Source organism: Hylemonella sp. GW821-FHT10B10 (assembly GCF_059415585.1).
In genome coordinates, this window is sequence record NZ_JBWKNN010000003.1 from 60,477 (window position 1) to 79,134 (window position 18,658).

The 18,658-nt window shown below is 66.8% G+C and carries 20 protein-coding genes; 18 read left to right on the forward strand and 2 right to left on the reverse strand.

The window, feature by feature from the left end; translation table 11 throughout:
• Window positions 1-48 precede the first annotated feature (48 nt).
• From hpaR to AC07NT_RS13915, 15 genes are read left to right on the forward strand one after another with little or no spacing between them, the layout of a single operon-like run.
• A complete protein-coding gene (gene hpaR, locus AC07NT_RS13845) occupies window positions 49-483 on the forward strand; it encodes a homoprotocatechuate degradation operon regulator HpaR (RefSeq protein ID WP_498599569.1) in 435 nt (144 codons plus the stop codon).
• A complete protein-coding gene (locus AC07NT_RS13850; RefSeq protein ID WP_498599568.1) occupies window positions 480-1,151 on the forward strand; it encodes a fumarylacetoacetate hydrolase family protein in 672 nt (223 codons plus the stop codon). Before hpaR ends, AC07NT_RS13850 begins: the two co-directional genes overlap by 4 nt.
• Window positions 1,148-1,900: a fumarylacetoacetate hydrolase family protein gene (locus AC07NT_RS13855; protein ID WP_498599567.1), complete on the forward strand. Its 753-nt coding sequence runs from the start codon at window positions 1,148-1,150 to the stop codon at window positions 1,898-1,900. Before AC07NT_RS13850 ends, AC07NT_RS13855 begins: the two co-directional genes overlap by 4 nt.
• Entirely contained in the window at window positions 1,897-3,372 is a 1,476-nt protein-coding gene (gene hpaE, locus AC07NT_RS13860) for a 5-carboxymethyl-2-hydroxymuconate semialdehyde dehydrogenase (protein WP_498599566.1), read from the forward strand. The genes AC07NT_RS13855 and hpaE overlap by 4 nt, the downstream gene beginning before the upstream one ends.
• A gap of 2 nt (window positions 3,373-3,374) precedes the next feature.
• Complete coding sequence (hpaD, locus tag AC07NT_RS13865; protein ID WP_498599565.1) at window positions 3,375-4,298, forward strand: 3,4-dihydroxyphenylacetate 2,3-dioxygenase; 924 nt, start codon at window positions 3,375-3,377, stop codon at window positions 4,296-4,298.
• A gap of 12 nt (window positions 4,299-4,310) precedes the next feature.
• A complete protein-coding gene (locus tag AC07NT_RS13870) occupies window positions 4,311-4,709 on the forward strand; it encodes a 5-carboxymethyl-2-hydroxymuconate Delta-isomerase (RefSeq protein ID WP_498599564.1) in 399 nt (132 codons plus the stop codon).
• 2 nt (window positions 4,710-4,711) lie between these two features.
• Complete coding sequence (gene hpaH / locus AC07NT_RS13875; RefSeq protein ID WP_498599563.1) at window positions 4,712-5,527, forward strand: 2-oxo-hept-4-ene-1,7-dioate hydratase; 816 nt, start codon at window positions 4,712-4,714, stop codon at window positions 5,525-5,527.
• A 9-nt stretch (window positions 5,528-5,536) separates the two neighbouring features.
• Complete coding sequence (locus AC07NT_RS13880) at window positions 5,537-6,349, forward strand: aldolase/citrate lyase family protein (protein WP_498599561.1); 813 nt, start codon at window positions 5,537-5,539, stop codon at window positions 6,347-6,349.
• Window positions 6,350-6,352: 3 nt separating this feature from the next.
• Window positions 6,353-7,129, forward strand: a complete 777-nt coding sequence (locus AC07NT_RS13885) for an SDR family NAD(P)-dependent oxidoreductase (protein ID WP_498599560.1) — start codon at window positions 6,353-6,355, stop codon at window positions 7,127-7,129.
• A gap of 4 nt (window positions 7,130-7,133) precedes the next feature.
• Window positions 7,134-8,855, forward strand: a complete 1,722-nt coding sequence (ilvD, locus tag AC07NT_RS13890; protein ID WP_498599559.1) for a dihydroxy-acid dehydratase — start codon at window positions 7,134-7,136, stop codon at window positions 8,853-8,855.
• A gap of 37 nt (window positions 8,856-8,892) precedes the next feature.
• Window positions 8,893-9,882: a Bug family tripartite tricarboxylate transporter substrate binding protein gene (locus AC07NT_RS13895; RefSeq protein WP_498599558.1), complete on the forward strand. Its 990-nt coding sequence runs from the start codon at window positions 8,893-8,895 to the stop codon at window positions 9,880-9,882.
• 24 nt (window positions 9,883-9,906) lie between these two features.
• Complete coding sequence (locus AC07NT_RS13900; RefSeq protein ID WP_498599557.1) at window positions 9,907-10,686, forward strand: class II aldolase/adducin family protein; 780 nt, start codon at window positions 9,907-9,909, stop codon at window positions 10,684-10,686.
• A 33-nt stretch (window positions 10,687-10,719) separates the two neighbouring features.
• The gene (locus AC07NT_RS13905; protein ID WP_498599556.1) at window positions 10,720-11,709 is read left to right on the forward strand and encodes a 2-dehydropantoate 2-reductase; all 990 of its coding nucleotides are present in this window, start codon (window positions 10,720-10,722) and stop codon (window positions 11,707-11,709) included.
• A 16-nt stretch (window positions 11,710-11,725) separates the two neighbouring features.
• Window positions 11,726-12,631: a DMT family transporter gene (locus AC07NT_RS13910; RefSeq protein ID WP_498599554.1), complete on the forward strand. Its 906-nt coding sequence runs from the start codon at window positions 11,726-11,728 to the stop codon at window positions 12,629-12,631.
• A gap of 14 nt (window positions 12,632-12,645) precedes the next feature.
• Window positions 12,646-13,488 (forward strand): EamA family transporter, encoded by an 843-nt coding sequence (locus AC07NT_RS13915; RefSeq protein WP_498599552.1) that lies wholly within the window; start codon window positions 12,646-12,648, stop codon window positions 13,486-13,488.
• On the opposite strand, the gene AC07NT_RS13920 is transcribed toward AC07NT_RS13915, so the two are convergent.
• Together AC07NT_RS13920 and alr are read right to left on the reverse strand one after the other, a co-directional pair.
• Complete coding sequence (locus AC07NT_RS13920; RefSeq protein WP_498599550.1) at window positions 13,489-14,700, reverse strand: HD-GYP domain-containing protein; 1,212 nt, start codon at window positions 14,698-14,700, stop codon at window positions 13,489-13,491.
• Window positions 14,697-15,815 (reverse strand): alanine racemase, encoded by a 1,119-nt coding sequence (alr, locus tag AC07NT_RS13925; protein ID WP_498599548.1) that lies wholly within the window; start codon window positions 15,813-15,815, stop codon window positions 14,697-14,699. The genes AC07NT_RS13920 and alr overlap by 4 nt, the downstream gene beginning before the upstream one ends.
• Window positions 15,816-15,956: 141 nt before the next feature.
• Between alr and lplT the strand changes: the two genes are divergently transcribed.
• Genes lplT through AC07NT_RS13940 form a run of 3 tightly spaced genes read left to right on the forward strand, consistent with a single transcriptional unit; the run spans window position 15,957 to window position 18,648 of the window.
• A complete protein-coding gene (gene lplT, locus AC07NT_RS13930; RefSeq protein ID WP_498599546.1) occupies window positions 15,957-17,240 on the forward strand; it encodes a lysophospholipid transporter LplT in 1,284 nt (427 codons plus the stop codon).
• A gap of 15 nt (window positions 17,241-17,255) precedes the next feature.
• Window positions 17,256-18,128 carry an EamA family transporter gene (locus AC07NT_RS13935; protein ID WP_498599545.1) on the forward strand — a complete coding sequence of 291 codons (873 nt, stop codon included), beginning with the start codon at window positions 17,256-17,258 and terminating at the stop codon, window positions 18,126-18,128.
• Window positions 18,129-18,162: 34 nt separating this feature from the next.
• Window positions 18,163-18,648: a glutathione peroxidase gene (locus tag AC07NT_RS13940; protein WP_498599544.1), complete on the forward strand. Its 486-nt coding sequence runs from the start codon at window positions 18,163-18,165 to the stop codon at window positions 18,646-18,648.
• Window positions 18,649-18,658 lie beyond the last annotated feature (10 nt).

Consider the following 18,658-nt stretch of genomic DNA (forward strand, 5'->3'; position numbering starts at 1 on the left):
GAGGATTTGGGGTAGACATTTAACATGTTAAATAAATTGAACAGCCCCATGTCCACGTCCTTTCGCCATCGCAACCTGCCTCGCCTGCTGCTGCAGGCGCGCGAGGCCGTGATGACGCATTACCGCCCCGGCCTGCGCGAGCAGGGTCTGAGTGACCAGCAATGGCGCGTGCTGCGCGTGCTGGGCGAACACGGCGTGGTGGAGACCGGCCGCGTTGCACGCGAGGCCTACATCCTCGGCCCCAGCCTCACCGGAGTGCTGGCCCGCATGGAACGCGACGGGCTGGTGCAACGCGAGCGTGACGCGGCCGACCAGCGCCGTACGGTGGTGCGCGCGACGCCGCGCGGGCTGGCGCTGGTCGCCACCCTGTCGCAATCGATCGAAGCGCACTACCAGCGCCTGGAGCGCGGCCTGGGCAAGGAAAAACTGGGGCAGCTGTATGCGCTGCTCGACGAACTGATTGCCTTGGAGGAGCCCGCATGAGCCACACACCCGTCCTTGCAGCCGGCACGGTCTATGGCGTACTGCTCAACTCGCAGGACGAATGGGCCGCCTGGGCCGGGCAGATGAACGAGCCCCCCTACAAGGCGTCCCCGAAGTCGCCGGTGCTCTACGTGAAGACCGCCAACACCTGGAGCGCCTGCGGCGCAGCGATAGCGGTTCCCGCACGCACGCCGCAAGTCGAGATCGGCGCCAGCCTGGCCCTGGTCATCGGCGAGGCCGCGCGGCAGGTCAGCCCGCAGACCGCCCTGCGGCACGTGGCCGGCTACGTCCTGGTCAACGACCTGTCGCTGCCGCACACCAGCTACTACCGCCCACCGGTGAAATACAGGAACCTCGACGGCTTCCTCGGCATCGGTCCGCGCTGCGCAACACCGACCGAGGTGGGCGACCCGAACCGGCTGCGACTGGAGGTGCGCGTCGACGGCCGGCTGCAGCAGACCGTCGACCTGGGGCGCATGCTGCGCCCGGCGGCACAGCTGATCGCCGATGTCAGCGAGTTCATGACCCTGCGCCACGGCGATGTGTTGCTGCTGGGCCTGGGCGCCAACCGTCCGTTGGCCCGCGCGGGCCAGCACATCGAGGTTTCCGCCACCGGCTTGCCCGCACTGGGCACGCTGAGGAACTCGCTGGTGGAGGAAGCCCGATGAAACACGCCCGTGTCGCCTATGACGGCACCATCCACGACGCCACCGAGGACCGGGGCCGCCTGCGCCTGGCCGACGGCCGCCTCGTCGACTTCGATGCCGTGACCTGGCTGCCGCCGCTGGCCCCTGTGCCCTGGCCACGCACCATCCTCGCCCTGGGCCTGAACTACGCCGACCACGCGAAGGAGCTCGCCTTCAAGGCGCCCGAGGAGCCACTGGTCTTCATCAAGGGCGAAGGCTCGCTGATCGGCCACCGCGCACAGACCGTGCGACCGGCCGGTGTGGACTACATGCACTACGAATGCGAGCTCGCGGTGGTGATCGGCAAACGGGCGAAACGGGTGAAGCGCGCCGAGGCCTACGACTACATCGCCGGCTACACCGTGGCCAACGACTACGCCATCCGCGACTACCTGGAGAACTGGTATCGGCCCAACCTGCGGGTGAAGAACCGCGACACCTGCACGCCGCTGGGCCCTTGGCTCGTCGACACCGCGGACCTGCCCAACCCGATGAACCTGGCGCTGAGCACGACGGTGAACGGCAAACACACGCAATCGGGCCACACGCGCGACATGATCTTCGACGTGCCCTACCTGGTCGAGCACTTCAGCAGCTACATGACATTGAACCCCGGCGACCTCATCCTGACCGGCACACCCGACGGCATCGTCGACTGCCGGCCCGGGGACGTCATCGTCACCGAGATCGAGGGCATCGGCGCCCTCGTCAACACCATCCGCTCCGCATGAACACCGTCATCAACCACCTCATCAACGGCAAGCCCGTCACAGGCACCGACTACTTCGAGACCGTCAATCCGGCCACGCAGGAAGTCCTGGCCGAGGTCGCCGCCGCCGGCGCGGCCGAAATGCACACGGCCGTCGCCGCCGCCAAGGATGCCTTTCCCAAATGGGCTGGCCTGCCGGCCCCCGAACGCGCCAAGCTCGTGCGCAAGCTCGGCGACCTGATCGCCCAGCACGTGCCGGAGATCGCCCGCACCGAGACCGACGACACCGGCCAGGTCATCGCGCAGACCGGCAAGCAGCTGATCCCGCGTGCGGCCGACAATTTCTACTATTTCGCCGAGATGTGCACGCGCGTGGATGGGCATACCTACCCCACGTCCACGCACCTGAACTACACCCTGTTCCACCCGGTGGGCGTGTGCGCGCTGATCAGCCCCTGGAACGTGCCCTTCATGACAGCCACCTGGAAGGTGGCCCCGGCCCTGGCCTTCGGCAACACCGCCGTGCTCAAGATGAGCGAGCTCTCGCCGCTGACCGCCGCACGCCTGGGCGAGCTGGCGCTGGAGGCCGGCATCCCGGCCGGTGTGCTCAACGTCGTGCACGGCTATGGCAAGGAGGCCGGCGAGCCGCTGTGCGCCCATCCCGACGTGCGCGCCATCTCCTTCACTGGCTCCACGGCCACGGGCAACCGCATCGTCAAGGCCGCGGGCCTGAAGAAATTCAGCATGGAACTGGGCGGCAAGAGCCCCTTCGTGATCTTCGACGACGCGGACCTGGAGCGCGCGCTGGACGCCGCGGTCTTCATGATCTTCTCCAACAACGGCGAACGCTGCACGGCCGGCAGCCGCATCCTGGTGCAGCAGAACATCTACGCCGACTTCGCGCAGAAGTTCGTCGAGCGCGCCAAACGCATCACCGTGGGTGACCCGCAGGACGAGAAGACCATCATCGGCCCCATGGTCAGCCAAGCCCACTTGGCCAAGGTGCGCAGCTACGTCGAGCTCGGCCCCAAGGAGGGCGCCACGCTGCTGTGCGGCGGGCTGGATCGCCCGTCCTACGCACCCGAACTCCCGGTGCGTGTGCGCCAGGGCAACTACGTCTGGCCCACGGTCTTTGCCGACGTGGACAACCACATGCGCATCGCGCAGGAAGAGATTTTCGGCCCCGTGGCCTGCCTGATCCCCTTCAAAGACGAGGCCGACGCCATACGCCTGGCCAATGACATCCAGTACGGTCTGAGCAGCTATGTCTGGAGCGAGAACATCGGCCGCGCCCACCGCGTGGCCGGCGCCATCGAGGCCGGCATGTGCTTTGTCAACAGCCAGAACGTGCGGGACCTGCGCCAGCCCTTCGGCGGCACCAAAGCCAGCGGCACGGGCCGCGAGGGTGGCACCTGGAGCTACGAGGTGTTCCTGGAGCCGAAAAACGTGGCCGTTTCTCTTGGCTCGCACCATATTCCTCATTGGGGGGCGTGACCATGGGCAAACTCGCTCTCGCCGCCAAGATCACCCACGTCCCCTCGATCTACCTGAGCGAGCTCCCCGGCCCGCGTCAGGGCACGCGTGCCGACGCCATCGAGGGCCACAAGGAAATTGGCCGGCGCTGCCGCGAACTCGGCGTGGACACCATCGTGGTGTTCGACACGCACTGGCTGGTCAACGCCAATTACCACGTGAACTGCGCGCCGCACTTCAAGGGCCTGTACACCAGCAACGAGCTGCCACATTTCATCAGCAACCTCGCCTACGAATTCCCGGGCAACCCGGCCCTGGGCCAGCTGCTGGCCCAGGTCTGCAGCGAGCACGGCGTCGAGACGCTCGCCCACCCGGCCACCACGCTGGCGCCCGAGTACGGCACCCTGGTGCCCATGCGCTACATGAACCAGGACCAGCACTTCAAGGTGGTCTCGGTTTCGGCCCTGTGCCAGGTGCACTACCTCAACGACAGCGCGCGCCTGGGCTGGGCCATGCGCCGTGCGGTGGAAGAACATTACGACGGCACCGTCGCCTTCTTCGCCAGCGGCTCGCTCAGCCACCGCTTTGCGCAGAACGGACTGGCGCCGGAATACGCGCACAAGATCTGGAGCCCGCTGCTCGAACACATGGACCGTGATGTGCTGCGCATGTGGCAGGTCGGCGAGTGGCCGGACTTCTGCGCCATGCTGCCTGAGTACGCCACCAAAGGCCACGGCGAAGGCTTCATGCACGACACCGCCATGCTGCTGGGTGCGCTGGGCTGGTCCGAGTACACGGGCCGTGCCGAGATCGTCACGCCTTACTTCGGTGCCTCCGGCACCGGCCAGCTCAACGCCATCTTCCCGGTGCTGCCGGCCAGCGGCCAGGCCGTGCCGCAGCCGCAGGCCTCCACCGCCCGGGGTTACAGTGCTTTTTCCCGTCTTTGAAAGATCCACGTCATGCCGCACCTCGTCATCCTCTATACGAACAACCTGGAAAAGGAGACCGACATGACGACGCTGTGTCGCGACCTGGCCGACGTCATGATCGAGCAGCAGACTGAATCCGGCGAGCAGGTCTTTCCCACCGGCGGCACGCGCGTGTTCGCCTATCCGGCGCCGCATTCTGCCGTGGCCGATGGAAACAAGGACTACGCTTTCGTCTACCTGAACCTGCGCATGGGCTTCGGGCGATCCGATGCCGTGAAGGAGCGGGCCGGACAGGCTCTGCTCGCCCGGACCAAGACCCACTTCGCCGAACTGTACGAAAAACGCCTGCTGGGCATCACCCTGCAGATCGACGAAGGCGCCGAGGTCTATAACGCCAAGCACAGCAACATCCATCCTCTGTTCAAGTAGCCATGTTCAGCACTGAACTCGCGCGACAGCTCGCCGCCGAGCTGCAACAGGCGCAGGACACACGCACCCAGCTGGAGCATTTCTCCCGGCGTTTTGAGGGCATGAGCATCGAGGACGGCTACCGCGTCAGCCGCGCCTGGGTGGCGTTGCAGCTGGCGCAGGGGCGCCGGGTCATCGGCCACAAGATCGGTCTGACCTCGCGCGCCATGCAGCAGTCCAGCCAGATCGCGGAGCCCGACTACGGTACCCTGCTCGACAGCATGTTTTTCACCTGCACAACGGGTCAGGTGCTGGACATACCGGCGTCGCGTTTCATCCTGCCGCGCGTGGAGGTGGAGCTGGCCTTCGTGCTCAAGGCGCCGCTCAAGGGCCCGGATGTCACGTTGGAGCAGGTGATCGCCGCCACCGACTACGTGACCCCGGCCATCGAGATCATCGACGCGCGCATCGAGCAGTTCGACCGACATACGAAGGTCATGCGCAAGGTCTACGACACCATCAGCGACAACGCGGCCAACGCCGGCATCGTGGTGGGCGCCGCGCGCGCCCGGCCGTCCGAGGTGGACCTGCCCTGGGTGGGCGCCATCCTGCGGCAGAACGGTGTGGTGGAAGAAACCGGCCTGGCCGCCGGCGTGCAGGGCCACCCTGCCATCGGCATCGCCTGGCTGGCCAACAAACTGGCCCCCTGGGATGAGCATCTCGAAGCCGGGCAGATCGTGCTGGCCGGCTCCTTCACGCGCCCGGTGCCGGGGAAAGCCGGTGATCTGTTCGAGGCCGACTACGGCCCCCTGGGCCAGCTGAATTTTCGTTTTGTCTGAGGACTCCCCATGAAAACACCCACCAATCCCTTCAAGCAGGCCATCGCCAAACAGCAGGCCCAGATCGGCCTATGGGTCAACCTGGGCCACCCCGTGAGCACCGAGATCTGCGCCGGCGCCGGCTTCGACTGGCTGCTGCTCGACGCCGAGCACTCGCCCAACACCCTGCCCACCCTGCTCTCGCAGCTGCAGACCATCGCGGCTTATCCGGGCTCGCACCCGATCGGCCGCGTGCCGCTGGGTCACGGCGAGGCCGGCACAGCCATCATCAAGCAGTTCCTGGACCTGGGCTTCCAGACCCTGCTGGTGCCCATGGTGGACACAGCCGAGCAGGCCGCGGCCCTGGTGCAGGCCATGCGTTACCCGCCAGACGGCGTGCGCGGCATGGCCGGCACACGCGCCGCGCGCTGGGGTCGTTACCCCAACCACGGCAAGGAAGCCAATGAACAGGTCTGCCTGCTGGTGCAGGCAGAGTCGCGCACCGCACTGGACAACCTGGAAGCGATTGCGAATACGCCAGGTGTGGACGGCGTCTTCATCGGCCCGGCCGACCTGTCCGCTTCGCTGGGCTACGTTGGCCAGGCCGCGCACCCAGAGGTGCAAAAGGCCATCGACGACGCCATCCGCCGCATCGTCAAGTGCGGCAAGGCCGCCGGCATCCTGATCAGCGACGAGAAGCTGGCCCGGCACTACCTGGACATCGGCGCCAGCTTCGTCGCCGTGGGCCTGGACACGCAGATCCTGGTTCGCCAGACCTCGGCGCTGGCCGCGCTCTACAAGGGCGACGTCAAGCCTCTGGCCACAGGTGACAAGGTGTACTGAGCGATGGCCGCAACGCACCGCGTCTGCCTGGTCACCGGTGCCGCCACCGGCATCGGGGCAGCCTGCGCGCGCGAATTCGCGGCGCACGGCTGGCAGCTGGCTCTGAGCTGGTTGGACGAGGCCAATCACATTGCCCTGCTCGACGTAGCAACCGAATGCGAGGCGCACGGTATCAGCCCCCTGCTGCAACAGCTCGACGTCAGCAGTGACGAAAGCTGCGCGGCCTTCGTTGCGGCGACGCTCAAGCGCTTCGGCCGCATCGACGCGCTGGTCAACTGCGCCGGCACCACGCGTTTCATCCCGCACACCGACCTTGATGCCCTGACGCCTGAGGAATTCCACCGCACCTACGACATCAACACCGTGGGCCTGTACCGCATGATCCGCGCCTGCGCCCCTGCACTGAAGGCCGGCGGCCAGGGCAGCGTGGTCAACATCTCCTCCATCGGTGGTGTGATTGGACGCGGCTCGTCCATGGCCTATGCCGCCTCCAAGGGCGCGGTCAACACCCTCACGCTTTCATTGGCACGCGCGCTGGGGCCACAGGTCCGCATCAATGCCATTGCTCCGGGTTTTGTCGAAGGCGGCCTGCCCAGCCGCGTGCTCGATGCCGTGCGCCACGCCGATGTGCGGCAAGTGCAGACCGAGAGTTCGCCGCTCAAACGTGTCTCGCAACCGGAAGAGGTGGCGGCACTGGCCTGCTTCATCACCGAACGCGCACCGGGTATGACGGGCGCGGTGATCCCCATGGACAATGGCCTGCACCTGAACGCAGGATGAACGCATGACCGAGAAAAAGAAGTTCCGCTCCGCCACGATCTACGAGGGCACCATCCGCGCCACCACGCGCAGCTTCCTGCACGCGCTCGGCCAGGACGAAGACGACATCGCGCGCCCGCACGTCGGCGTCTTCCACACCGGCGGCGAGATGAGCCCCTGCAACCTCAACCTGCGTGACCAGGCCCAGCACGCCAAGACCGGCATCTACGCCGCGGGCGGCACGCCGCACGAATGTCCCGTTGTATCGGTATCCGACGGCCTGACCATGGCGCACTCGGGCATGCGCTTCTCGCTGATCTCGCGCGAGCTCATCGCCGACAGCGTGGAAGCCTCGGTGCGCGGCCACCAGTGGGACGGGATCTTCGGCATCGGCGCCTGCGACAAGAACCTGCCCGGCCTGATGATGGGCATGGTGCGCTGCAATGTGCCCAGCGTCTTCGTGCACGGCGGCTCGGCGCTGCCAGGACAGACGCCGGGCGTGGACGGGCGCGACCTCAACGTGGTCGATACCTACGAGACCATCGGCAAGGTGCTGGCCGGTGACGCCACGCTGGACGAGCTGGACGCCATCAGCCAGGCCTGCCTGCCCACGGCCGGCGCCTGCGCGGGTCAGTTCACGGCTAACACCATGGGCATGGTCTCCGAGGCCCTGGGCCTGGCGCCCATAGGCTCCAGCATGGTGCCCGCGGTCTTCAGCGAACGTGCGCCGCTGATGCGTCGCGCGGGCAAGCAGCTCATGAAGGCCGTGATGGGTGAGGCGCCGCTGCCGCGCGACATCGTCACCCGCCAGGCACTGGAGAACGCCTGCGCCGTGGTCTCGGCCACGGGCGGCTCCACCAACGCCGCGCTGCACATCCCGGCCATCGCGCACGAGGCTGGCATCCAGTTCCACCTCGACGACGTGGCCGAGGTCTTTGCCCGTACGCCGCTGATTGCCGACCTGCGCCCTGGCGGCAAGTACCTGGCACGCGACATGTATTACATCGGCGGTGCGGCCGTGGTGCTGCGCGAGCTGCTGCGCAGCGGCCACCTGCACGGCAATGTTCTGACCTGGACCGGTCGCACGCTGGCCGAGGAAATTGCGGATGCCAACGAGCCCGACGGCAAAGTCGTGCGCCGCTTCGAAGACGCGATCTCCAAGGACGGTGGCCTGGCCGTGCTCAAGGGCAACCTCTGTCCCGACGGCGCCCTGCTCAAGACCGCGGGGCTGAAAACCCTGGTACACCGCGGTCCGGCCCGCGTGTTCGAATCCGAGGAGGAAGCGCAAGCCGCCGTTCAGGCCCTGCGCTACCAGCCGGGCGACGTGATCGTGATCCGCAACGAAGGCCCCCGGGGCAGCCCCGGCATGCGCGAGATGCTGGGCATCACGGCGCTGCTCTACGGCCAGGGCATGGGCGACAAGGTGGCTTTGCTGACCGACGGGCGCTTTTCCGGCGCCACCCGCGGCCTGTGCATCGGCTATGCCGGACCTGAGGCGGCGGACCGGGGGCCGATCGCCGCCCTGCGCGACGGCGACATGATCGCCATTGACGCGCGGCCGGCTGCTCGCAGCCTCTCGGTAGAGCTGTCTGCCGGTGATCTGGCGCGGCGCCTGGCCGAGGTCAAGGTAAACACGGGTAGCGCCCACGGCGGCTTGCTGGAAAAATATGCACGCTTAGTACGTCCGAGCCATCAGGGTGCGGTGACCCATTCCGGGGCCGTGACCTGGTTGCGCGATGTGTCCTGATTCCTGCTCGTTCCCATTCACTCACAAGGAGACACCCATGAGCATTTCCCGTCGTCACGTCATCCAGTCGGCCGGCGCTGCCGCGCTGCTGGCCGGCATCGGCCAGCAGGCCATGGCCCAGGCCCAGATCGACACCCTGAAGATCATCACTGGCTTTGCCGCCGGCGGCACATCGGACAACACCTGCCGTCGTGTGGGCACCCGCCTGACGGGCCCCTATGCCAAGACGGTGGTGGTGGAAAACAAGACCGGCGCCGGCGGTCAGATCGCCATCCAGTACGTCAAGGGCCAGCCGGCCGACGGCGCAACACTGCTGCAGTCGCCTACGTCGATGTTCACCATCTACCCGCACATCTTCAAGAAGCTGCCCTATGACCCGGTGGCCGACGTCACCCCGGTCACGCTGGCCTGCGTGTTCGACTTCGGCCTGGCCGTGGGCCCCATGGTGCCAGCCAGCGTGAAGAACGTGGCCGACTTCGTGGCGTGGGCCAAGGCCAACCCTTCGCTGGCCAACTTCGGTTCACCGGCCGCAGGTTCCACGCCCCATTTCGTGGGCGCGCTGCTGGGCAAGAGCGCTGGCATCGACCTCAAGCACGCGGCCTACCGCGGTACCCAGCCGGCCATGCTGGACCTTCTGGGCGGACAGATCGCGGCCGTCAGCGGCCCCGTGGGCGACCTCACGCAGCACCTGCCCACGGGCAAGGTGCGCATCATTGCAACCTCCGGTGCCCAGCGCAACCGCTTCGCCCCGGACGTGCCAACCTACGCCGAACAGGGTTTCAAGGAGCTGACGCACAGCGAGTGGTTCGCCTTCTTCCTGCCCCCGAAGGCCGATGCTGCGCTCGTGGCGCGGATGAACAGCGCGCTTAAGGTGGCGCTGGCCTCCAAGGACGTGATCGATGGCCTGGCCACCTTCGGTCTGGAAACCATGTCGAACTCGCCCGCCGCGCTGGCCGAGCTGCTCAAGCAGGACACGGCCAAGTGGGCGCCCATCGTCAAGACCATCGGCTTCACCGCCGACGCTTGAGACTGACCTGAAGGAGCGCCTGCCATGAATGCCATCCTGAAATCGGCACCTCCCGCGCACATGCACCCGGAGGAATGGCAGGCGCGCCTGCAACTGGCGGCCTGTTACCGCATCTTTGCGATGCTGGGCTGGACCGAGATGATCTACAACCACATTACGCTGCGCCTGCCGGCCAGCGTGAGTGGCGGGGAAAAGCATTTCCTGATCAACCCCTTCGGCCTGCACTACAGCGAGGTCACCGCCAGCAACCTGGTGAAGATCGACCTGCAGGGTCGCGTGCTCGACGGATCCACGCATCCGGTCAACCCGGCCGGCTTCACGGTGCACGCGGCCATCCACGAGCACATTGCCGGGGCGCATTGTGTGATGCACACCCACACCACAGCCGGCGTGGCCGTGGCTTGCCAGCAGAACGGGCTGGCCCAGAACAACTTCTATTCCGCCCAGCTGCACGACATGGTGGCCTACCATGACTTCGAAGGCATCACCATCCATGCCGACGAGGCGCCGCGCCTGCTCAGGAGCATCGGCACGAAGCAGGCCGTGATCCTGCGCAACCACGGCCTGCTGGCCTGGGGCGCCACGCTGGCGCAGACCTTCGCCATCCTGTGGACGCTGCAGCGTGCCTGCGAGATCCAGCTGGCCACCCTGAGCATGGGCCCAGCCATTCCGGTTCCCGAAGGCATCGCCGCCAAGTGCACACGCGACGCGCTACAGTTCAACCCCAACCACGGCGCCGGACAGGACGTGTTCGACGCGCTGGTGCGGCAGGTGGACCGGCTGGACACCAGCTACAAGAACTGACCCGCGTTCGGGCCTCACAGGGAGAGGGACCACATGAGCGACAAGCCTTACAAGGTTTGCATTTATGGCGCCGGCGCCATCGGTGCCTGGATGGGCGTGCGGCTGGCCCAGGCCGGTTGCAACGTCAGTGTGGTGGCGCGCGGTGTCACGCTGGCTGCGCTGCAACAACACGGTCTGCGCTGCCAGTTCGAGAAAGACACCCTGGCCGTGCCGGTGCAGGCCAGCGCCGACCCCGCGGCACTGGGCACACAGGATTTGGTGATCCTGGCCGTCAAGGCACCGGCCCTGCCCGAGGTGGCGCGACATATCAGGCCGCTGCTGGGTCCTTCCACCGTGGTGCTGACCGCCATGAACGGCGTGCCGTGGTGGTTCTTTCACGGCTTTGGCGACAAGTTCGCCGGCACCCAACTCAAGGCCATCGACCCCAGGGGAGAGATCAGCGCCGGCATCCCCGCCGCCCACATCGTGGGCGGGGTCGTGCATGCCGCCTGTTCCTTGCTGGAGCCGGGCTGGGCGCAACACCACTTCGGCAAGCGCCTCATCATCGGCGAGCCCTCGGGCCAGAAGACCGAGCGCGTGCAGGAACTGATCGCCTTGCTGGGACAGGCGGGTTTCGAGGTCGAGCTCTCCGCACAGATCCAGAAGGACATCTGGTACAAGCTCTGGGGCAATATGACGGTCAACCCGGTCAGCGCACTGACCGGTGCCACCACCGACAAGATCCTGGGCGACAAGCTGGTACGCGACTTCATCTCCAAGATCATGCTGGAGGCCAAGGAGATCGGCGCGCGCATCGGCATCCCCATCTTCCAGCAACCCGAGGATCGGCATGCCGTCACACTCAAGCTGGGGGCCTTCAAGACCTCCATGCTGCAAGACGTGGAGGCCGGTCGACCCGTGGAAATCGACGCCCTGGTGACGGTGGTGCAGGAACTGGGCACGCTGACAGGTGTGCCCACGCCGCACACGGATATCCTGCTGGGTCTGGCGCGCCTGCAGGCGCGCGTGCGCAAGCTCTACTGACCGCCGCCCCAACCTCATGACCATCTCGCCCCGCGGGCCCAGCCGCGCCGCTTTTTTCACGCTGCTGATCACCGCCTGCCTCTTCGGCGCCAACCACGTAGCGGCGCGCCTGGCCTTCAACCACGGTCTGGACGTGGCCACGGCCGTGCTGGTGCGCAGCTTCATCACCGCCGCCGTGGTGGGTGCCATCGTCTGGCAACAAGGTGTGCCCCTCACCATCGCACCGCGCCAGCGGGGCTTCCTGCTGCTCATCAGCGCCCTGGTCGCGGTACAGAGCCTGTGCCTTTACGCAGCCGTGGCGCGCCTGCCCGTGGCCCTGGCCCTGCTGACGTTCAACACCTACCCGCTTTGGACGGCCCTGTTTGCCTGGCTGCTCTACCGGCACAAACCCGAGCGCGCCGTGTTGCTGGCCATGCCGGTGCTGCTCTTCGGTCTGGCATTGGCACTCGACGTGCTCGGCGCCACGTCGGGCCTGGGCGCGGCCGGGCAGTGGAGCCGCATCGGCGCGGGTGTGGCCTTTGCACTGGTGGCCGCCGCCGTGTTTGGCGCGGCACTGGTCTTCACTCAGCACGAGGCCGCCAGTGTGGACGGACGCCTGCGCACCACCCTCACCATGGCCCTGGTTGGCCTACTGGCCCTGGTAGCCGTGCCTCTGCAAGGTGGCCTGCACCTCCCGCAGGCCGCAGCCGGCTGGTGGGGGCTGGCCGGTCTGACGCTGTTCTACGGCACGGCCTTCACCATCATGTTCACGCTGCTGCCCAAACTGGGCGTAGTGGGCAGCTCGCCCATCATGAACGTGGAACCCGTGGCGGCCCTGGTGCTGGCCTGGGCCCTGCTGGACCAGACCATTGCCCCCGTGCAGGTGGCCGGCGCGCTGATCGTGGTCGGTGCGGTGATGGCTCTGGGTTTGCGCAAACGCTGAAACCGGAGACGATGATGTCCACCGAGGTCATGGTCGTCGTGCTCTTCTCCGCCCTGCTGCATGCGGGCTGGAACGCTGCGGTGCGCGCCAGCAGTGACAAATTGCTGGCCTCGCTGCACGTAGTCTGCGGCGCCATGGTACTGGGCTTGCCCATGTTATGGCTGCTGCCCGCGCCCGCGCCGGCCAGTTGGCAGTATCTCGTGGCCTCGGGGCTGATCCATGTGGTCTATTTCGCGCTCGTGGCGCGTGCCTACCAGGGTGCGGATCTGGGCCTGGCCTACCCGTTGATGCGGGGCACAGCGCCCGTGATCACGGCGGCCGTCGCCGTGCTCTGGCTGCACGAGATGCCCACGCCCGCCGGCTGGCTGGGCATTGCACTGATCTGCACCGGCGTGCTGACTTTGGCCGGACGCGCCTGGCAGCAGGGCTTGCAACACCCGGGCGCGGCATCGGCCGCGCTGGCCAATGCCGTCGTGATCGCGCTCTACACCCTGGTCGACGGGCGGGGCGTGCGCCTGGCCGGCAACGCCCTCTCTTACACGGTCTGGCTCTTCGTGCTCACGAGCATCTTTGTCATGCCTGTGGTCGTGCTGCAGCGCGGCCGCGCCGTACTGCGCCCCGTCCCTGGCACCTGGCGCACCCTGCTGCTGGGTGGTGCCGGCACGCTGGGCGCCTACAGCCTGGTGCTCTGGGCCATGACGCAGGCACCGATTGCCAGTGTGGCCGCGCTGCGCGAGACGTCCATCATCTTCGCCGCTCTGATCGGCGTCTTTTTCCTGCATGAAGGCCTGAGCCGGTTGCGCCTGGTTTCGGCCCTGCTGGTGTGCGCCGGCGCGGTGGTGATCAAGCTGGCCTGATCAGCGACGGATCTTCTCGCGCGCGCGACGCACGCGCTCGATATTGATGGCCACCTTGCCGCTGCGAAACAGCATGGGCGAGGCGATCGCGTTGGCCGGGTCAGCAGTGTCCAGGCAGTGGTAGTTGAAGGTCGGCATGCCGTTGCGATCGACGATGACGATGACCCATGGCGTATTGGCACGTTGACCGCGTTGCACAGCCACGGCCGTTTCGCCATTGATCAAGCGCACATAGGTGCCAGGCGGATAGAAACCGACGGCCGCGGTGAGCGCAGCGCCAACGGAGGCGGTCACCTCCTTCTCCGTCTGCAAGTAGATGGACTTGGCCGACTCCAGAGGCGACAACGCCTCACGCGTGCGGCGCGCGGCCATCTTGGCGACAAAGACGTCGGTCATGCTCAACAAGCGACGTGCCTGCAGGTTGTGCGGCAGGCCCTCAGGGCTGTCGGGCTGGTGGTGCCAACGCACCAGATCCAGTTCTTCCACGTCCTCGATGCCCAGCCAGACCAGGATCTTCAGGCTGAGTTGCGGGTGTTCCTGGATCAACTGGCGCTGCTCGGGCGAAGGGGCCGTGTTCTGACGCGCCAGCACATCCTGCTCACGCGCCATGCCGATGTTCATGGTCAGGGCTGCGCTCATCAGCGACTGACGCTGCTGCGGGTTCAGTCCCAATTTCTGCGCGGCCAGTTCGCAGACGCAGGCGCACAGCAGTGCGTGCGTGGCGCTGTAGCCCAGGCTGCTGTCGGCCAGGGCCTGGAACAGGCTGAACAGGCTGTCGTCCGGGTCGTCCTGGAGCAGGCTGCGCGCCTTGTTCTCCAGCGCGGCCAACCGCGGCAGAGGGTTGAGCGCCAGCCCCCCCTGGTAGAGGATGCCGCGCAGCACCTCCTGCAGGTCCATCCAGCCGCCGTTGAGCTGCTCGCCGACCATGTAGTCGCGCTCGCGAATCGCGCTGGGCATGGGCATGCGCGCGATCTCCTCGACCTCGACGCCCTCCATCAGCATGGTGTGGACCATGCGCTCGTAGGAGCGCTGCCAGGCCTGGGCCTCGCTCTCGGTGGTGGAGGCGTTGTGATCGTAGAGCTTGTCGCGGTGCTGCTCAGACACGATGGGCTGGCCCTTGCGCAACAGCAGCACGCCGTCGGGATTCCAGACATTGACCGGCAGCGGCTTGCCCACCGGCAGCATGGCGATGGGGATGGGTACGTACTTCATGCCAGCACCTCCACCGGCACGCGCGCGGCCAAGGCGCACATGAGCTCGTAACCCACGCTACCGCCTGCCTGGGCCACCTCGTCGATGGACAGCAGGGCGCCGCTCGAAGCCCGGCCCCAGAGCGTGACTTCCGAGCCCATGCCGGCCGCGGGCACCGGCGTGAGGTCCACCGTGATCAGGTCCATGCTGACGCGGCCCACGGTGCGCGTGCGCACCCCGTCCACCAGCACCGGCGTGCCGCGATCGGGTGTGCCCGGACTGGCGCGCAGGTAGCCATCGGCATAACCGCAGGCCACCACGCCGATGCGCATGGGCTGTACGGCCGTGAAAACCGAGCCATAGCCCACGCTGTCTCCGGCCTGCAGTTGCTGCACACCGACGACGCGTGAACGCAGTGTCATGGCCGGCTGCAACTCCCAGCCTGCAGCGTCATGCTCCGGGAAATCGGGCGAGGCGCCGTAGAGCACCACGCCAGGGCGGATCCAGTCCGAACGCAGGCTGGCCACCGCCTCGGGCCCCATGTGGCGCAGGATGGCTGCGCTGTTGCTGAGCGACCGTTCGCCCGGCAGGTCCTGCGTGGCGGCGTTGAAGGCTGCCAGCTGCTGCGCCACACCGGCTGGGCCATCGGCATCACTGAAATGTGTCATCAATGAAATCTCGTCAACCTGGGGCAGCGCGTTCAGGCGCGTCCAGGCGGCGCGGTATTGCTCCGGACGGAAACCCAGACGGTTCATGCCGCTGTTCATCTTGAGGAAGACACGATGCGGTGCGTGGGTCTTGTGCACGGCCAGCATGTCGATCTGCTCGTCGCAATGCACCGCATGCCACAGCCCCAGGCGCGAGCACAGCTCCAGATCGCGCTGCTCGAACACACCTTCGAGCAGCAGGATGGGGCCGCGCCAGCCCAGGGCACGCAGCCGTTCGGCCTCGCCCAGGTCCAGCAGGGCAAAGCCGTCGGCGCCGCGCAGCCCCTCGTACACGCGCTCGATACCGTGGCCATAGGCATTGGCCTTGACTACCGCCCACACCCGTGCGTCGGGGCCGGAGCGGCGCACCCGCGCCAGGTTGTGGCGCAGGGCTTCGAGGTGGATCTGGGCTTGAATCGGGCGGGACATGCGGTCGGAACTATCTCTGGACGGGGCTTACGTCAACTCCGTAGCTTGAATTGTGACATTGCCCGCCATGCTATAACCCGGCGTCGATTGGATTTTCATAACAAGCCCCCACGCAAGAGCGCTCCCCGGTCCCCCCAGCCCATGAAACGCGGTTTCTACACCATCATGTCGGCGCAGTTCTTCAGCTCGCTGGCTGACAACGCGTTGTTCGTCGGGGCCGTGCAGCTGCTGCGCACCGAGGGTGCCCCCGAGTGGCAACAGGCAGCGCTGGTGCCCATGTTTGCCCTCTTCTATGTGATCCTGGCGCCCTTCGTGGGCGCTTTTGCCGACGCCCAGCCCAAGGGCAAGGTCATGCTGATCAGCAACGGCATCAAGATCGTGGGCTGCCTCATGATGCTGTTCGGCACCCACCCGCTGATGGCCTACGCCATCGTCGGCCTGGGTGCGGCGGCCTATTCACCGGCCAAGTACGGCATTCTCACCGAGTTGCTGCCCGCCTCACAGCTGGTCAAGGCCAACGGCTGGATAGAAGGCTTGACCATCGCCTCCATCATCCTGGGCGTGCTGCTGGGCGGCCAGTTGGTCGGCCACGCCGTGTCCCAGATGCTGCTGGGCCTGGACCTGCCGATGTTCGACACCGGTATAGACACCGCTCCCGAAGCTGCCATCGCCGTGCTCATCCTGGTCTATCTGCTGGCAGCCTGGTTCAACACGCGCATCCCGCACACCGGCGTGGAAATGCGCCCCATGCCGAGGAACCCGCTGGCCCTGCTGCCCGACTTCTGGCGCTGCAACACCCGACTCTGGCAGGACCGCTTGGGCCAGATCTCGCTCTCCACCACCACGCTCTTCTGGGGCGTAAGCGGCAACCTGCGCTACATCGTGCTGGCCTGGGCCGCCGCCGCGCTGGGCTACAGCGTCACCCAGGCCTCCTCCCTGGTGGGGGTGGTGGCCATCGGCACGGCCGTCGGCGCCGTGGTGGCCTCGCTGCGCATGCGGCTGGAAGACGCTACGCGTGTCATGCCCCTGGGCATCGCCATGGGCTTGCTGGTCATCCTGCTGAACTTCATCGACAACGTCTGGGTGGCCGCGCCCTTCCTGGTGCTGTTGGGCGGCCTGGGCGGCTTCCTCGTTGTTCCCATGAACGCGCTGTTGCAACACCGCGGCCACAATCTCATGGGGGCCGGCCGCTCCATCGCCGTGCAGAACTTCAACGAGCAGACCTGCATCCTGGGCCTGGGCTTCCTCTACAGCTTCTCCACCGGCATGGGTGTTTCGGCCTTCGGCGCGATCGCCGGCTTCGGCATCCTGGTGGCGGGCTTCATGTGGCTGATCAAACGCTGGCACGAGCACAACTGCCAGAGGTACCCCGAGGAAGTCGAGCACCTGCTCGACATCGCCCGAAACGACAACCTGCACGGCTAGCGCTGGCTCGCGCCCATGAAGCAGCTCGCCGTCTGGGCCTTGGTGCTCAACGCCTTCATCTGGGGCATCTCCTGGTACCCCTTCCGCCTGCTTGAGGCCCATGGCCTGCACCCGCTGTGGTCCACCTTCCTGATCTACGCGCTGGCGCTTCTGGCACTGCTGGCCTGGCGTCCCGGCGCCTGGCGCCATTTCCTGCGCCAGCCCCTGCTGGGCCTCTTGCTGCTCGCCGCCGGCCTGACCAATGTGGGTTTCAACTGGGCGGTGACCATCGGCGACGTGGTGCGCGTGGTGCTGCTGTTCTACCTCATGCCCGTCTGGTCGGTCCTGCTGGCCTGGGGGCTGCTGGGTGACAGACCCGGCCTGGGCGCGCTGCTGCGTCTGCTGTTGGCCCTGACCGGCATGGTCATCGTCCTCAAGACACCGGGCTCGTCCTGGCCGCTGCCGCAGGACCTGCCCGACTGGCTGGCCCTGATGGGCGGCTTCTGCTTTGCGCTGACCAATGTGTTGCTGCTCAAACTCAAGGAAACGCCGGGCGAGGCCCGCATGGTGGCCATGTTCGCCGGCGGCACGCTGCTCGCTTTGGCCGCCGCGCTGATGGGTGCGCCTTCGGGCCTGGTACCCGCACCGCCGGCCGTCACCGTTGGCTGGGTCGGGCTGGTGCTGCTCACCAGCCTGGCTTTTCTGGCCTCCAATCTGGGGCTGCAGTACGGCGCCGCGCGCCTGCCGGCTGCCACCACGGCCCTGGTCATGCTGACCGAGGTGGTGTTTGCCAGCGTATCCTCGGTGCTCCTGGGTGCGGCAGCGCTGGAGACCCCCACCCTGCTGGGCGGGGCGCTGATTCTGCTGGCCGCGGTGTGGGCAGCCTGGCCCGATACGCGCCGGTGCTAGCATCCACAGTCCTCACGCTTGCACAGGATCTCCCATGCCCACCGTCTATGACTTTGAAGCCGAACAGATGGGCGGCAAGACCGTTGCCCTGCGCCAGTTCCAGGGCAAGGTCATGCTGGTCGTCAACACCGCCAGTGCCTGCGGCTTCACGCCGCAATTCGCGGGGCTGGAAGAATTGCACAAGACCTATGGGCCGCAGGGCCTGGTCGTGCTGGGTTTTCCCTGCAACCAGTTCGGTGCGCAAGACCGGGGCAGCAACGAGGAGATCGCCAGTTTCTGCCAGCTCAATTACGGCGTGGGTTTCCCCATGATGACCAAGATCGAGGTCAATGGGCCGCAGGCCCACCCGCTGTACCAGTGGCTGGTGCGCGAGGCCCGGGGCTTCCTGGGCACCAAGTCCATCAAATGGAACTTCACCAAGTTCCTGATCGGCAAGGACGGCAGGGTTCTCAAGCGCTATGCGCCTTTCACTGAGCCCCGGCGGCTGCAGCGGGATATCGAGGCTGCGCTGGCGGCTTGAAGCGACCGCC

Coding starts and splice junctions, on each gene's coding strand:
- hpaR (WP_498599569.1), top strand. CDS start 49: ATGTCCACGTCCTTTCGCCATCGCAACCTGCCTCGCCTGCTGCTGCAG.
- AC07NT_RS13850 (WP_498599568.1), top strand. CDS start 480: ATGAGCCACACACCCGTCCTTGCAGCCGGCACGGTCTATGGCGTACTG.
- AC07NT_RS13855 (WP_498599567.1), top strand. CDS start 1,148: ATGAAACACGCCCGTGTCGCCTATGACGGCACCATCCACGACGCCACC.
- hpaE (WP_498599566.1), top strand. CDS start 1,897: ATGAACACCGTCATCAACCACCTCATCAACGGCAAGCCCGTCACAGGC.
- hpaD (WP_498599565.1), top strand. CDS start 3,375: ATGGGCAAACTCGCTCTCGCCGCCAAGATCACCCACGTCCCCTCGATC.
- AC07NT_RS13870 (WP_498599564.1), top strand. CDS start 4,311: ATGCCGCACCTCGTCATCCTCTATACGAACAACCTGGAAAAGGAGACC.
- hpaH (WP_498599563.1), top strand. CDS start 4,712: ATGTTCAGCACTGAACTCGCGCGACAGCTCGCCGCCGAGCTGCAACAG.
- AC07NT_RS13880 (WP_498599561.1), top strand. CDS start 5,537: ATGAAAACACCCACCAATCCCTTCAAGCAGGCCATCGCCAAACAGCAG.
- AC07NT_RS13885 (WP_498599560.1), top strand. CDS start 6,353: ATGGCCGCAACGCACCGCGTCTGCCTGGTCACCGGTGCCGCCACCGGC.
- ilvD (WP_498599559.1), top strand. CDS start 7,134: ATGACCGAGAAAAAGAAGTTCCGCTCCGCCACGATCTACGAGGGCACC.
- AC07NT_RS13895 (WP_498599558.1), top strand. CDS start 8,893: ATGAGCATTTCCCGTCGTCACGTCATCCAGTCGGCCGGCGCTGCCGCG.
- AC07NT_RS13900 (WP_498599557.1), top strand. CDS start 9,907: ATGAATGCCATCCTGAAATCGGCACCTCCCGCGCACATGCACCCGGAG.
- AC07NT_RS13905 (WP_498599556.1), top strand. CDS start 10,720: ATGAGCGACAAGCCTTACAAGGTTTGCATTTATGGCGCCGGCGCCATC.
- AC07NT_RS13910 (WP_498599554.1), top strand. CDS start 11,726: ATGACCATCTCGCCCCGCGGGCCCAGCCGCGCCGCTTTTTTCACGCTG.
- AC07NT_RS13915 (WP_498599552.1), top strand. CDS start 12,646: ATGTCCACCGAGGTCATGGTCGTCGTGCTCTTCTCCGCCCTGCTGCAT.
- AC07NT_RS13920 (WP_498599550.1), bottom strand. CDS start 14,700: ATGAAGTACGTACCCATCCCCATCGCCATGCTGCCGGTGGGCAAGCCG.
- alr (WP_498599548.1), bottom strand. CDS start 15,815: ATGTCCCGCCCGATTCAAGCCCAGATCCACCTCGAAGCCCTGCGCCAC.
- lplT (WP_498599546.1), top strand. CDS start 15,957: ATGAAACGCGGTTTCTACACCATCATGTCGGCGCAGTTCTTCAGCTCG.
- AC07NT_RS13935 (WP_498599545.1), top strand. CDS start 17,256: ATGAAGCAGCTCGCCGTCTGGGCCTTGGTGCTCAACGCCTTCATCTGG.
- AC07NT_RS13940 (WP_498599544.1), top strand. CDS start 18,163: ATGCCCACCGTCTATGACTTTGAAGCCGAACAGATGGGCGGCAAGACC.